The 14205-nt window shown below is 52.6% G+C and carries 10 protein-coding genes; 5 read left to right on the top strand and 5 right to left on the bottom strand.

The genetic code is table 11. The annotated features are described in order from the left end of the window. Positions 1 to 92 precede the first annotated feature (92 nt). Complete coding sequence (gene lpdA / locus C3D30_RS13705; RefSeq protein ID WP_000102484.1) at positions 93 to 1517, top strand: dihydrolipoyl dehydrogenase; 1425 nt, start codon at positions 93 to 95, stop codon at positions 1515 to 1517. Between the two features lie 169 nt (positions 1518 to 1686). On the opposite strand, the gene C3D30_RS13700 is transcribed toward lpdA, so the two are convergent. Next, positions 1687 to 3495, bottom strand: coding sequence for a DUF3300 domain-containing protein (locus C3D30_RS13700; RefSeq protein ID WP_105286992.1), 1809 nt, complete (start codon positions 3493 to 3495; stop codon positions 1687 to 1689). 354 nt (positions 3496 to 3849) lie between these two features. Here C3D30_RS13700 and acnB point away from each other — a divergent pair, with 354 nt between their 5' ends. Both acnB and yacL read left to right on the top strand, forming a co-directional pair. After that, positions 3850 to 6447 (top strand): bifunctional aconitate hydratase 2/2-methylisocitrate dehydratase, encoded by a 2598-nt coding sequence (gene acnB / locus C3D30_RS13690; protein ID WP_010350028.1) that lies wholly within the window; start codon positions 3850 to 3852, stop codon positions 6445 to 6447. A gap of 175 nt (positions 6448 to 6622) precedes the next feature. Continuing rightward, a complete protein-coding gene (gene yacL / locus C3D30_RS13685; protein WP_010350025.1) occupies positions 6623 to 6985 on the top strand; it encodes a protein YacL in 363 nt (120 codons plus the stop codon). A 37-nt stretch (positions 6986 to 7022) separates the two neighbouring features. Here yacL and speD read toward each other — a convergent pair whose 3' ends face one another. The 3 genes from speD to C3D30_RS13670 all read right to left on the bottom strand — a co-directional run bounded on the left by speD (position 7023) and on the right by C3D30_RS13670 (position 9152). Next, positions 7023 to 7817, bottom strand: a complete 795-nt coding sequence (speD, locus tag C3D30_RS13680) for an adenosylmethionine decarboxylase (protein ID WP_000734283.1) — start codon at positions 7815 to 7817, stop codon at positions 7023 to 7025. 15 nt (positions 7818 to 7832) lie between these two features. After that, positions 7833 to 8699, bottom strand: a complete 867-nt coding sequence (speE, locus tag C3D30_RS13675; RefSeq protein ID WP_000818482.1) for a polyamine aminopropyltransferase — start codon at positions 8697 to 8699, stop codon at positions 7833 to 7835. 105 nt (positions 8700 to 8804) lie between these two features. Further along, positions 8805 to 9152: a YacC family pilotin-like protein gene (locus C3D30_RS13670; RefSeq protein WP_000846617.1), complete on the bottom strand. Its 348-nt coding sequence runs from the start codon at positions 9150 to 9152 to the stop codon at positions 8805 to 8807. Positions 9153 to 9316: 164 nt separating this feature from the next. Here C3D30_RS13670 and cueO point away from each other — a divergent pair, with 164 nt between their 5' ends. After that, the gene (gene cueO / locus C3D30_RS13665) at positions 9317 to 10867 is read left to right on the top strand and encodes a multicopper oxidase CueO (RefSeq protein WP_105286991.1); all 1551 of its coding nucleotides are present in this window, start codon (positions 9317 to 9319) and stop codon (positions 10865 to 10867) included. 181 nt (positions 10868 to 11048) lie between these two features. Here cueO and gcd read toward each other — a convergent pair whose 3' ends face one another. Then, positions 11049 to 13439: a quinoprotein glucose dehydrogenase gene (gcd, locus tag C3D30_RS13660; RefSeq protein ID WP_105286990.1), complete on the bottom strand. Its 2391-nt coding sequence runs from the start codon at positions 13437 to 13439 to the stop codon at positions 11049 to 11051. A gap of 205 nt (positions 13440 to 13644) precedes the next feature. Between gcd and hpt the strand changes: the two genes are divergently transcribed. Beyond that, positions 13645 to 14181 (top strand): hypoxanthine phosphoribosyltransferase, encoded by a 537-nt coding sequence (hpt, locus tag C3D30_RS13655; protein ID WP_000683335.1) that lies wholly within the window; start codon positions 13645 to 13647, stop codon positions 14179 to 14181. Positions 14182 to 14205: the final 24 nt, after the last annotated feature.

The raw sequence follows: 14205 nt of genomic DNA, 5'->3' as shown, positions 1-14205 counted from the left end.
TGTAAAATACCGACGGATAGAACGACCCGGTGGATAATGGGCGTCATAAAAAAAGCGTCAGACCCGCCGGAGATAAATATATAGAGGTCATGATGAGTACTGAAATCAAAACTCAGGTCGTGGTACTTGGGGCAGGCCCCGCAGGTTACTCTGCTGCCTTCCGTTGCGCTGATTTAGGTCTGGAAACCGTAATCGTAGAACGCTACAACACCCTCGGCGGTGTTTGCCTGAACGTCGGCTGTATCCCTTCTAAAGCACTGCTGCACGTAGCAAAAGTTATCGAAGAAGCCAAAGCTCTGGCTGAACACGGTATCGTCTTCGGTGAACCGAAAACCGATATCGACAAGATTCGTACCTGGAAAGAGAAAGTGATCAATCAGCTGACCGGTGGTCTGGCTGGTATGGCGAAAGGCCGCAAAGTAAAAGTGGTCAACGGTCTGGGTAAATTCACCGGGGCAAACACCCTGGAAGTTGAAGGTGAGAACGGTAAAACCGTGATCAACTTCGACAACGCGATCATCGCAGCGGGTTCTCGCCCGATCCAACTGCCGTTTATTCCGCATGAAGATCCGCGTATCTGGGACTCCACTGACGCGCTGGAACTGAAAGAAGTACCAGAACGCCTGCTGGTTATGGGTGGCGGTATCATCGGTCTGGAAATGGGAACCGTATACCACGCGCTGGGTTCACAGATTGACGTGGTTGAAATGTTCGACCAGGTTATCCCGGCGGCTGACAAAGACATCGTTAAAGTCTTCACCAAACGTATCAGCAAGAAATTCAACCTGATGCTGGAAACCAAAGTCACTGCTGTTGAAGCGAAAGAAGACGGTATTTATGTGACGATGGAAGGCAAAAAAGCACCGGCTGAACCGCAGCGTTACGACGCCGTGCTGGTAGCGATTGGTCGTGTGCCGAACGGTAAAAACCTCGACGCAGGCAAAGCTGGCGTGGAAGTTGACGACCGTGGCTTCATCCGCGTTGATAAACAACTGCGTACCAACGTACCGCACATCTTTGCTATCGGCGATATCGTCGGTCAGCCGATGCTGGCACACAAAGGTGTTCACGAAGGTCACGTTGCTGCTGAAGTTATCGCCGGTAAGAAACACTACTTCGATCCGAAAGTTATCCCGTCTATCGCTTATACCGAACCAGAAGTTGCATGGGTGGGTCTGACCGAGAAAGAAGCGAAAGAGAAAGGCATCAGCTACGAAACCGCCACCTTCCCGTGGGCTGCTTCTGGTCGTGCTATCGCTTCCGACTGCGCAGACGGTATGACCAAGCTGATTTTCGACAAAGAATCTCACCGTGTGATCGGTGGTGCGATTGTCGGTACTAACGGCGGCGAGCTGCTGGGTGAAATCGGTCTGGCAATCGAAATGGGTTGTGACGCGGAAGACATCGCGCTGACCATCCACGCGCACCCGACTCTGCACGAGTCTGTGGGTCTGGCGGCAGAAATATTCGAAGGTAGCATCACCGACCTGCCGAACCCGAAAGCGAAGAAGAAGTAATTTTTCGTGTGCCGGAACATCTGGCAAATTAAGAAGCGGCTATTCTGGCCGCTTCAGATTGTTGACAAAGTGCTCGTTGTTGATGCCGGATAAGCTTGCGCATCGGGCGATTCGATGTTTGTCATCAGTCTTAAGCGGCTAACAACGCCGCTTTTTTTACGCCTGCAATTTACCTTTCCTGTCTTCTTGCTCCACGCTCAGACAACCGTTCACGTACCGCTGACCGTTGTTCGTTATTCAGCCTGGCAGTATGGTTACTGTCGTTTAGACGTTGCGGGCGGTTCTCCTGAACTTTCTCCCGAAAAACCTGACGTTGTTCAGGAGATGCCGATTGAATACGCTGGCGGGCGTTATCACGCTGTTGTTGGTTCAGTGGGCGCTGCTCAGGTGATGCAGACTGAATATGCTCACGCGCCGCCTCTCTTCGCTGCTGGTTCTGCGGGTTAGTTCGCATTTTCTCGCGTACCGCCTGGCGCTGTTCGGGTGAGGCGGACTGAATACGCTCACGCGCCGCCTCTCTTCGCTGCTGGTTCTGCGGGTTAGTCTGCATTTTCTCGCGGACCGCCTGGCGCTGCTCAGGTGACGCGGACTGATAACGCTGGCGAGCGGCATCCTTTTGCTGCTGGGTCAGTGGTTGGCGACGGCTGAACTCGCGAAAATCTTCATAATTGCCATAGTGTTCCGCTTCATTAAATCGCTGTGCCGCAGCCTGACGCTGGGTATCGCGTGTAGTCTCAGGTGTGGAGTGTGTTCGTTGCCGAAACTGGCTTGCCGCAGCCTGACGCTGACTGTCGCGCGACGGTGCAGGAAGCGACGTGGCGCTCATGCCGCCACTGACATCGGTTTGATGAAACCGCTTTGCCATATCCCTGTCATGATAAGGCACACCATCTCGATAGTTTGGGTTGTGCCGCCATGCCATATTCTTATCAGTAAGATGCTCACCGGTGATGCGGTTGAAATTGTTGACGTCGATATTGATGTTGTCACCGTTGTGTTGCCAGCCGTTGCCGTCACGATGACCGCCATCGTGATGATAATCATCATCGTCATGATGATGATGGTCATGATCGTCGTCATCCCAGTCGATGCTGCTGAATAACGCGTATGTAGTGGCGACGCCCATGCTGTAGCCGAAACCGCGCACAAAGCTGTCAACAAACGGTTCTCCGGCTGGCGGCGGCAGGTAAACCGGCGGATACGCGGAATTGGCCCAGTTCCCGTAAACCACGGTCGGGTTATAGTTGGGAATATAAACCATATCCGGATTGGTTGGTTCGATAGTTATTACGGTTGGTGCAGGCTCTGCAATGACGGGGCTGGCTGTTGAAACGGTATTGGATGGTATGACGGGAGCCGTGACAGCCTGTTTTACCGGTACAGCTTTCTTCGTTGTCGTAATGACTTTCTGTTCGGTTGATGACTTCAGCGATCCGGTTTGTTGCGCCAGTTGACGCAAACGCTGTACCGAGTCCATTACATCCTGCGGCTGCGCCAGAAACGCATCGCCGAGGTTTTGTACCCACTGCGGGTTTTCGCCCATCAATGCCATCAGCTGTGGAAACGCCACCAGTGATTTGACGCTGGCATCCCACGGCTGGTCAGCTACTGCCTGAATAGCAGCGTCACCTTGTTTAAGTGGATTATCGTGCGACCATTGCACTGCTTGCGCAACGTTTGCCGGATAGGTTGATGCCATTAACACTTGTGAAAGCAGAGAATCGGGGTACAGCGCGACAGGCGCGACCCATTGATCAATTTGTGCAGTACTGAAGGTAGATTTGACGACGGCGGGCGTTACTGGCAGCGCGGAAACCGTTGCAGGAAGCGTAGCTGTAGTGACAACAGGCACAGTTTGCGCTTCTACAGGCGTTTCCACAGTGCGGGTTTTTACATACAAAGCACCGGAAGCGGCACAAAGCCCGGCACTGCAAATTAGCGCCAGCACATGGGGTTTAAACGGCAAAGTCATTTTCATAATTCGGATCTCAAGGAAATCGCAATGGTCGGCGAACTGCCACCCGCAGGTGCTGTGAATCCGAGTATAAAGAGGCGGTAGTTTAAATTTTGACTAATCTTGGGATTCGTTGAGAAAGGTGATTATCACCATGCGAATTAACGAAGTTTTTACGAAGGGAAACAATCTCTAGACCATCCTTAACGATTCAGCCACTTTTTTATGTTGCTTTTTTGTAAACAGATTAACACATCGTCAAAATCCTGCTATTCTGCCCGTTGCGGTACTGGGCATTTACCCTACAAACTGCTGTCTCACAGGAGCGTGAAGAGAATCGCCTGCCGCACTATGACAATGAGAGCGAGGAGAACCGTCGTGCTAGAAGAATACCGTAAGCACGTAGCTGAGCGTGCCGCTGAGGGGATTGCGCCCAAGCCCCTGGATGCAAACCAAATGGCCGCGCTTGTAGAGCTGCTGAAAAACCCGCCTGCGGGCGAAGAAGAATTCCTGTTAGATCTGTTAACCAACCGAGTTCCCCCTGGCGTCGATGAAGCCGCCTATGTAAAAGCTGGTTTCCTTGCTGCTGTCGCGAAAGGCGAAGCCAAATCCCCACTGTTGACTCCAGAAAAAGCCATTGAACTGCTGGGCACCATGCAGGGTGGTTACAACATTCATCCGCTGATCGATGCGCTGGACGATGCCAAACTGGCGCCAATTGCCGCCAAAGCACTGTCTCATACGCTGCTGATGTTCGATAACTTCTATGATGTAGAAGAAAAAGCTAAAGCAGGCAACAAATACGCGAAGCAGGTTATGCAGTCCTGGGCGGATGCCGAATGGTTCCTGAATCGCCCGGCGCTGGCTGAAAAACTGACCGTTACCGTTTTCAAAGTTACCGGCGAAACCAACACTGATGACCTCTCTCCGGCACCGGATGCGTGGTCACGCCCGGATATCCCACTGCACGCGCTGGCGATGCTGAAAAATGCCCGTGAAGGTATTGAGCCAGACCAGCCAGGCGTTGTTGGGCCGATCAAACAGATTGAAGCCCTGCAACAGAAAGGTTTCCCGCTGGCGTACGTCGGTGACGTTGTGGGCACGGGTTCTTCGCGTAAATCCGCCACTAACTCCGTACTGTGGTTTATGGGCGATGATATTCCGCATGTGCCAAACAAACGCGGTGGCGGACTGTGCCTCGGCGGCAAAATTGCACCAATCTTCTTTAACACGATGGAAGATGCCGGCGCACTGCCAATTGAAGTGGATGTTTCTAACCTGAATATGGGCGACGTGATTGACGTTTACCCTTACAAAGGTGAAGTACGTAACCACGAAACCAACGAACTGCTGGCGACCTTCGAACTGAAAACTGACGTACTGATCGATGAAGTACGTGCGGGTGGTCGTATTCCGCTGATTATCGGTCGTGGCCTGACCACCAAAGCGCGTGAAGCACTTGGTCTGCCGCACAGCGATGTCTTCCGTCAGGCGAAAGATGTCGCTGAAAGCGATCGCGGCTTCTCGCTGGCGCAGAAAATGGTTGGTCGTGCCTGTGGCGTGAAAGGCATTCGTCCGGGCGCTTACTGTGAGCCGAAAATGACTTCGGTCGGTTCTCAGGACACCACCGGCCCAATGACCCGTGATGAACTGAAAGACCTGGCGTGCCTGGGCTTCTCGGCTGACCTGGTGATGCAGTCTTTCTGTCACACAGCGGCTTATCCGAAGCCGGTTGACGTTAACACACACCACACGCTGCCGGACTTCATTATGAACCGTGGCGGTGTGTCGCTGCGTCCGGGTGATGGCGTAATCCACTCCTGGCTGAACCGTATGCTGCTGCCGGATACCGTGGGTACTGGCGGTGACTCTCATACTCGTTTCCCGATTGGTATCTCCTTCCCGGCGGGTTCTGGTCTGGTGGCATTTGCTGCCGCGACTGGCGTTATGCCGCTGGATATGCCGGAATCCGTTCTGGTGCGCTTCAAAGGCAAAATGCAGCCGGGCATTACCCTGCGCGATCTGGTACACGCGATCCCGCTGTATGCGATCAAACAAGGTCTGCTGACCGTTGAGAAAAAAGGTAAGAAAAACATCTTCTCTGGTCGCATTCTGGAAATTGAAGGTCTGCCGGATCTGAAAGTTGAGCAGGCATTTGAGCTGACCGATGCGTCCGCCGAGCGTTCCGCTGCCGGTTGTACCATTAAGCTGAACAAAGAGCCGATTATCGAATACCTGAACTCCAACATCGTTCTGCTGAAGTGGATGATCGCGGAAGGTTACGGCGATCGTCGTACCCTCGAACGTCGTATTCAGGGCATGGAAAAATGGCTGGCGAATCCTGAGCTGCTGGAAGCCGATGCGGATGCGGAATACGCGGCAGTGATCGACATCGATCTGGCTGATATTAAAGAGCCAATCCTCTGTGCACCGAACGATCCAGACGACGCACGTCCGCTGTCTGCGGTACAGGGTGAGAAGATCGACGAAGTGTTTATCGGTTCCTGCATGACCAACATCGGTCACTTCCGTGCCGCCGGTAAACTGCTGGATGCGCATAAAGGACAGTTGCCGACCCGCCTGTGGGTAGCACCGCCAACCCGTATGGATGCTGCGCAGCTGACGGAAGAAGGCTACTACAGCGTCTTCGGTAAGAGCGGCGCGCGTATTGAGATCCCGGGCTGTTCCCTGTGTATGGGTAACCAGGCGCGTGTGGCGGACGGTGCGACGGTGGTTTCCACCTCTACCCGTAACTTCCCAAACCGTCTGGGTACTGGCGCGAACGTCTTCCTGGCTTCTGCGGAGCTGGCTGCTGTCGCGGCACTTCTTGGCAAACTGCCAACGCCGGAGGAGTACCAGACCTACGTTGCGCAGGTAGATAAAACTGCCGTTGATACTTACCGTTATCTGAACTTCAACCAGCTTTCTCAGTACACCGAAAAAGCGGATGGGGTGATTTTCCAGACTGCGGTTTAAAAAGTCAGCGCACGCGCTGCGCATAAACGAGACAATGCCCGGAGAATGTGATTCCCGGGCATTTTTTTATTTCTAAACCATCGCCGTTCCGCTGTTTTTCTCCGGTAAGGCTGCGATAATTACATCAATGGCGCAATGCGATTTCGGCGCATTGCCGGGAGCAGAGGAACACACTATGGATTACGAATTTCTGCGCGATATTACCGGAGTGGTAAAGGTGCGTATGTCCATGGGGCATGAAGTGGTCGGGCACTGGTTTAATGAAGAGGTGAAAGAAAACCTGGCCTTGCTTGATGAAGTGGAAGACGCCGCGCGCACGCTCAAAGGTAGCGAACGTTCCTGGCAGCGGGCAGGGCATGAGTACACGCTATGGATGGACGGCGAAGAGGTGATGATTCGCGCCAATCAACTGGAATTCGCTGGCGATGAAATGGAAGAGGGGATGAACTACTACGACGAAGAAAGCCTGTCGCTGTGCGGCGTTGAGGATTTTCTTCAGGTGGTGGCGGCTTACCGCAATTTCGTGCAACAGAAGTAACTAAATCAGGCGGAGCCTCGGTGCTCCGCCTGAGCCGTTAAATAGCTGGCATATTGCGCCCGTAATAAATCTCGCGCATTTCTTTCCACAGCGCAGCGGTAATTTCTTTGCGCTCGCTGTCGGTCAAATCTTCCGGTTTGGTGTGGAACATGTAGTGCTTAAGGTCGAACTCTTTAAGCAACATCTTGGTATGGAAGATATTTTCCTGATAGACGTTTACATCCACCATGTCATACAGCGCCTTCATATCCTCAGACATAAAGTTCTGAATCGAATTAATCTCATGGTCGATAAAGTGCTTCATTCCGTTGATGTCACGGGTAAAACCGCGCACGCGATAATCAATGGTTACGATATCAGACTCAAGCTGGTGGATCAGGTAATTCAGCGCCTTCAGCGGGGAAATCACGCCGCAGGTGGAGACTTCTATGTCGGCGCGGAAGGTACATAAACCGCCTTCAGGATGGCTTTCCGGGTAGGTATGTACGCAAATATGACTTTTATCGAGATGGGCAACCACGGCTTCTGGCAGCGGGCCGGGGTGTTCTGTTTTGTCGATAAGTTTCGGATCAACCGGCTCTTCGCTCACCAGAATAGTGACGCTGGCACCCTGTGGTTCGTAATCCTGGCGGGCGATGTTAAGAATATTGGCTCCGATAATGGAACAGGTTTCTGACAGGATTTCGGTCAGACGGTTGGCATTATAGAGTTCATCGATATAAGCAATATAACCGTCGCGCTCTTCGGCGGTTTTGGCGTAGCAGATATCGTAAATACAAAAACTCAGACTTTTGGTCAGATTATTAAAGCCATGCAGTTTCAGTTTTTTCAATTTCTTATCTTCTCCTTAGGACGGCTGTGAAGCCAGTGCGTCTTGCAGATACTGAGGTAAGGCAAAAGCTGCCGTATGGACTGCCGGGTTGTAATAACGGCATTTCAGGCCAGAAGCGAGAAAACGCGCCTGAATAATTTCGGTAGAGAGATGGCGTAAGGCGTCGTTATCTGTCGCCCATGCAAAGGTCATGATGCCGCCGTAATAGGTCGGGATCGCCGCCTGATAAAAGCCAACGTCGCTGAAGTAATGGCTGAGTTTGCGATGGCTGTCGATGGCCTCTTCCTGCTGTAAAAAGCAGACGCCGTTCTGCGCGACGAAAATACCGCCAGGATTCAGGCAGCGTTTGCAACCTTCATAAAATGCTGAGGTGAACAGGCTTTCGCCGGGACCGATGGGATCGGTACAGTCGGAGATGATCACGTCGAAGGTCTGGCTGGTTTGATTAACGAAATTGACGCCATCGTCGATCACCAGTTTAAAGCGCGGATCGTCGTAGCTACCGGCGTTATGGTTTGGCAGATACTGACGGCAGAACGACACGACACCCGCATCGATTTCCACCATCGTGATTGACTCAACGTTTTTATGCCGGGTCACTTCTCGCAGCATGGCACCGTCACCGCCGCCGATGATCAGCACATGTTTCGCGTGACCGTGAGCCAGTAGCGGAACATGGGTCATCATCTCATGATAGATAAACTCGTCGCGCTCGGTGGTTTGTACTACGCCATCCAGCGCCATCACGCGACCAAATGCGGCGTTCTCAAAAATGATCAGATCCTGGTGATCGGTCTTTTCATGATACAGAACATTATCTACAGCAAAGTACTGCCCAAACTGGTCGTGTAGCGTTTCATGCCACCGTTTTTTTTCGGCCATGGGTTGATACCTCCTTTGTTAACACCCGTAAAAAAAGGGCGCAACATAATAGCTAACATTGACCGCAGATGCACGGTCAATATTTCTACAAAAAGGTATCAGGGATTATTTGACGTAGGCAAGCAGGCTTAAGGAATCGCGAGCCAGGGCTTTGCACTTTTTAGCGACGGGAATACCAATACCGCTGAGATCTCGATAGCTATCTTCACCGAGAGATTTCATGTCGAAGGTGTCGTAGTTGCTGAGATCCCACTGGTTTTGCTGGGCGAAAAAGACCAGTGCGCGACGAATTTGCCCGTTAGGTAAGTTCTGGTAACCGCAATCGTTCTTCAGAAAAACAAAAACAGCCGTTAAATCGGCCATATCTTCGGCTTCAGACTCGCTGAGCGCGTAACTGTTTGCGCATACAGCCATCAGGCTGCCGAATAATACTGTTCTGAAAAACGTCTTCATTGCTTCTACCAGGACTTAAAGATGATAAACGTTAGCACACTGCGAGCGAGGCGACGACCATTATTGTGGATTAAATTGTGTCTGTGGCTTGACCTTCCTGTAAGGGGAAGGACTATGCTCAACGTTTGATTTTGTTTCGCCTGCTTAAGAATAAGGAAATAACTATGCAACGTCGTGATTTCTTAAAATATTCCGTCGCGCTGGGCGTGGCTTCGGCCTTGCCGCTATGGAGCCGCGCAGTATTTGCGGCGGATCGTCCAACGTTACCGATCCCTGATTTGCTCACGACCGATGCCCGTAATCGTATTCAGTTAACTATTGGTGAAGGCCAGTCCAGCTTTGCTGGGAAAACGGCGACCACCTGGGGTTACAACGGCAATCTGCTGGGGCCGGCGGTGAAATTACAGCGCGGCAAAGCGGTAACGGTTGATATCTATAACCAACTGGCGGAAGAGACGACGTTGCACTGGCACGGGCTGGAAGTGCCGGGTGAAGTGGACGGCGGCCCGCAGGGGATTATTCCGCCTGGCGGTAAACGCACGGTGACGTTGAACGTTGATCAACCTGCCGCTACCTGCTGGTTCCATCCGCATCAACACGGCAAAACCGGGCGTCAGGTGGCGATGGGGCTGGCTGGTCTGGTGGTGATTGAAGATGACGAGATCCTGAAATTAATGCTGCCAAAACAGTGGGGTATTGATGATGTCCCGGTGATTGTTCAGGATAAAAAATTTAACGCTGACGGGCAGATTGATTATCAACTGAATGTGATGACCGCCGCCGTGGGCTGGTTTGGCGATACGCTGCTGACCAACGGTGCTATCTACCCGCAACATGCTGCTCCGCGTGGCTGGCTGCGTCTGCGTTTGCTCAATGGCTGTAATGCCCGCTCGCTCAATTTCGCCACCAGCGACAATCGCCCGCTGTATGTGATTGCCAGCGACGGTGGTCTGCTGCCTGAACCGGTGAAGGTGAGCGAGCTGCCGGTGCTGATGGGTGAGCGTTTTGAAGTGCTGGTGGAGGTTAACGACAACAAACCGTTTGATCTGGTGACGCTACCGGTCAGCCAGATGGGGATGGCGATTGCGCCGTTTGACAAGCCGCATCCGGTAATGCGTATTCAGCCGATTGCCATTAGTGCTTCAGGTGCCTTACCTGACGCGTTAAGTAGCCTGCCTGTTTTACCTTCGCTGGACGGATTAACGGTACGCAAACTGCAACTCTCTATGGACCCGATGCTCGATATGATGGGGATGCAGATGCTGATGGAGAAATATGGCGATCAGGCGATGGCCGGGATGGATCACAGTCAGATGATGGGGCATATGGGGCACGGCAATATGAATCATATGAACCACGGCGGGAAGTTCGATTTCCACCATGCCAATAAAATCAACGGTCAGGCGTTCGATATGAACAAGCCGATGTTTGCGGCGGCGAAAGGGCAGTACGAGCGTTGGGTTATTTCTGGCGTGGGTGACATGATGCTGCATCCGTTCCATATCCACGGTACGCAGTTCCGTATCTTGTCAGAAAATGGCAAACCGCCAGCGACGCATCGCGCAGGCTGGAAAGATACCGTTAAGGTGGAAGGTAATGTCAGCGAAGTGCTGGTGAAGTTTAATCACGATGCCCCGAAAGAACACGCTTATATGGCGCACTGCCATCTGCTGGAGCATGAAGATACGGGGATGATGTTAGGGTTTACGGTGTAAAAATACTGTATTCGGGAAGATGCCCGGATCTCTCCGGGCTTTAAACTGATGACAAACGCAAAACTGCCTGATGCGCTACGCTTATCAGGCCTACGCACCATACGATTTTGTAGGCCGAATAAGGCGTTTACGCCGCATCCGGCATGAACAAAGCGCACTTTGTCAGTAATCTGAGCGAATCTTACTTCACATCATCCGGCAGCGCATAAGCCACAATATAGTCGCCCATCTTCGTACCAAATGAACCGTGACCGCCTGCGGAGATCACCACATACTGCTTACCATTCACTTCATAGGTCATCGGTGTTGCCTGACCGCCCGCTGGTAGACGACCCTGCCACAGTTTTTCACCGTTGCTCATGTTGTAAGCGCGCAGGTAGTTATCTGCCGTAGCGGCAATAAACAGCACGTTACCTGCCGTGGAGATTGGTCCGCCAAGCATCGGCATACCCATGTTGAACGGCACCGGAACCGGCATCGGGAACGGCATACTGTCCTGCGGCGTACCAATACGTTTCTTCCACACCACTTCATTGGTTTTCAGATCCAGCGCCGAAATATAACCCCATGCTGGCTGTTTACACGGCAGACCAAATGGTGAAAGGAACGGATTGAGCGTGACGCCATACGGTACACCGTACTGCGGCTGAATACCGGATTCCGTACCCGTGCCTTTGGCATCTTTCGGTTGTTCCATTGGGTTGCCAGGGCCGCGCGGGATCAGTTTCGAAACAAATGGCAGCGCCATTGGGTTGGCAATTGCCACTTCACGATTCGGATCAACGGAAATCCCGCCCCATTCGAACATCCCCAGGTTACCCGGGAATACCAGCGTACCCTGTTCAGATGGTGGGGTGAAAATGCCTTCATAGCGCATCTGGTGGAACATCACGCGGCACACCAGTTGGTCAAACATGGTAGCGCCCCACATATCCGCGCCGCTCAAATCTTTCGTCGGACGGAAGCTCAGTTCAGAGAACGGTTGGGTCGGGGTAACGTAATCGCCTTTCGCTGCGCCTTGTGGCACTGGTTTTTCCGGGGCAGGAACCACCAGTTCACCATTACGACGATCGAGCACAAAAATGTTGCCGGTTTTCGCAGGAGCATAAATAACCGGCACCTTCTGACCATTAACGGTGATATCCGCCAGCGTCGGCTGTGCCGGAAGATCCATATCCCACAGGTCGTGGTGAACGGTCTGGTAGCTCCACGCCAGTTTCCCGGTAGTCGCATTCAGCGCCAGAATCGAGCTGGCATAACGTTCCTGTTCCGGAGTGCGGTTACCGCCCCAGATATCTGGCGTGGTCACGCCCATCGGCAAATACACCAGATCCAGCTTCGCGTCATAGGCCGCAGGTGCCCAGGAGTTTGGCGAGTTAAAAGTAAATGTGTGTTCGTCAGAGGGGATCGCGTTCGGATCTTTCGCGCCCGGATCAAAAGCCCACAGCAGCTTCCCGGTGTTGACATCAAAACCACGGATCACGCCAGACGTTTCGCGGGTTGAGAAGTTGTCGGTGACTGAACCGGCCATTACGATGGTTTTATCGGTGATAATCGGCGGCGAAGTTGGCTCATACAGACCCGGCTTCGTGTCCGGCATATTGCTTTGCAGGTTGAGCACGCCTTTATCGGCGAAGGTTTCGCACAGCTTGCCGTTTTCAGCATTAATCGCAATCAGGCGGCCATCATTCACCGGAAGAATGATACGACGCGGGCAATCCGCCATCACTTCCGGCGAAGCGGTTTCAGCTTTGGCTTCATGATAAGAGACGCCACGGCAGGTTACGTGCTGGAAAGACTCGTTGGTTTTCAGCTCAGGATCGTAGTGCCATTTCTCTTTGCCGCTGGCGGCATCGAGTGCAAACAGGCGCTGGTGAGCGGTGCACAGGTAAAGCGTGTCGCCCACTTTAATTGGCGTCACTTCATTGGTGATTTCGCCCGGATCGTTCGGCTGTTTCACATCACCCGTGCGAAATACCCAGGCTTCTTTCAGGTTGTGGACGTTATCGGCGTTAATTTGTTTCAGAGGCGAAAAGCGTTGGCCTTCCTGATTGCGGCCATAGGCAGGCCAGTCCTGATCGGCAACGGGGGAGATGGCTTCTGCTGGTGTGGCATCGGCGCTTAAGGTGCCATTGATTTCCTGCGGATCGTTAAATCCCGCCCAGGTGAGAATTCCGCCGCTAATCAGCAACGCCACTACCAGCGCGGCAACTGCGCCACTGGAAGGAATGACCAGGCGACGCCAGACAAACGGCAGGATCAGCCAGATGCCGAAGAAGACCAGAATGTCGCTGCGCGGGGTCAGCGCCCAGAAATCGAAACCGACTTCCCAGACGCCCCAAATCATGGTGCCGAGCAGCAGAGCCGCGTACAGCCAAAGCGCGGCGCGTTTACTGCGCCACAGCATCCAGGCGACGCCGAGCATCACAAGGCCTGCAATAGGATAGTACCAGGAGCCGCCAATCGCGACCAGCCAGCCTCCGCCAATGAGAAGATACAGCCCGCAAAGAGCTGCAAAAAGGGCTGTTAGCGTGACGAGTAATCGTCGCGAGCCGGTATTGTTAATTGCCATAAAGAAACACCATTTCAATTCATTAATATTTTAGTAGCAATTAATTATAGGTTTTAACATGTGTGATCGTCATCACAATTTGAGCTTTATTAACAGATTCCGCCAATGAATAGTTTTACTGGTATACTGCGTGTCTTGCGCTTTGCTGCGGTGCCGAAGCCAGCCCGTGCGAAGTGATTTGTTTTTAAATCATATGGTTAGAGATATGAAACATACTGTAGAAGTAATGATCCCCGAAGCGGAGATTAAAGCGCGTATCGCCGAACTGGGTCGTCAGATTACTGAGCGTTACAAAGACAGCGGCAGCGATATGGTGCTGGTAGGCCTGCTGCGTGGCTCATTTATGTTTATGGCGGACCTGTGCCGTGAAGTTCAGGTATCTCATGAAGTCGACTTTATGACCGCCTCCAGCTACGGTAGCGGCATGTCCACCACCCGTGATGTGAAAATCCTCAAAGATCTGGATGAAGATATCCGTGGCAAGGACGTGCTGATTGTTGAAGATATCATCGACTCGGGTAATACACTGTCGAAAGTGCGTGAAATCTTAAGCCTGCGCGAACCGAAGTCGCTGGCGATTTGTACGCTGCTGGATAAACCGTCCCGCCGTGAAGTGAACGTCCCGGTAGAATTTATCGGTTTCTCGATCCCGGATGAGTTTGTGGTGGGTTACGGTATTGATTACGCACAGCGTTACCGCCATCTGCCGTATATCGGCAAAGTGATTCTGCTGGACGAGTAAGTGCGGATTTGCCGGATGTGTTGC

The sequence above is a fragment of the Escherichia sp. MOD1-EC5433 genome (genome assembly GCF_002966005.1).
Classification (GTDB): domain Bacteria; phylum Pseudomonadota; class Gammaproteobacteria; order Enterobacterales; family Enterobacteriaceae; genus Escherichia; species Escherichia ruysiae.
The sequence above is the reverse complement of the archived record's forward strand: the minus strand, read 5'-3'. Positions and strand labels throughout refer to the sequence as shown.

What these genes read in the sequence shown, in the direction of transcription:
- lpdA (WP_000102484.1), top strand. Translation starts at nt 93, where the DNA reads ATGAGTACTGAAATCAAAACTCAGGTCGTGGTACTTGGGGCAGGCCCC.
- C3D30_RS13700 (WP_105286992.1), bottom strand. Translation starts at nt 3,495, where the DNA reads ATGAAAATGACTTTGCCGTTTAAACCCCATGTGCTGGCGCTAATTTGC.
- yacL (WP_010350025.1), top strand. Translation starts at nt 6,623, where the DNA reads ATGGATTACGAATTTCTGCGCGATATTACCGGAGTGGTAAAGGTGCGT.
- speE (WP_000818482.1), bottom strand. Translation starts at nt 8,699, where the DNA reads ATGGCCGAAAAAAAACGGTGGCATGAAACGCTACACGACCAGTTTGGG.
- C3D30_RS13670 (WP_000846617.1), bottom strand. Translation starts at nt 9,152, where the DNA reads ATGAAGACGTTTTTCAGAACAGTATTATTCGGCAGCCTGATGGCTGTA.
- cueO (WP_105286991.1), top strand. Translation starts at nt 9,317, where the DNA reads ATGCAACGTCGTGATTTCTTAAAATATTCCGTCGCGCTGGGCGTGGCT.
- gcd (WP_105286990.1), bottom strand. Translation starts at nt 13,439, where the DNA reads ATGGCAATTAACAATACCGGCTCGCGACGATTACTCGTCACGCTAACA.
- hpt (WP_000683335.1), top strand. Translation starts at nt 13,645, where the DNA reads ATGAAACATACTGTAGAAGTAATGATCCCCGAAGCGGAGATTAAAGCG.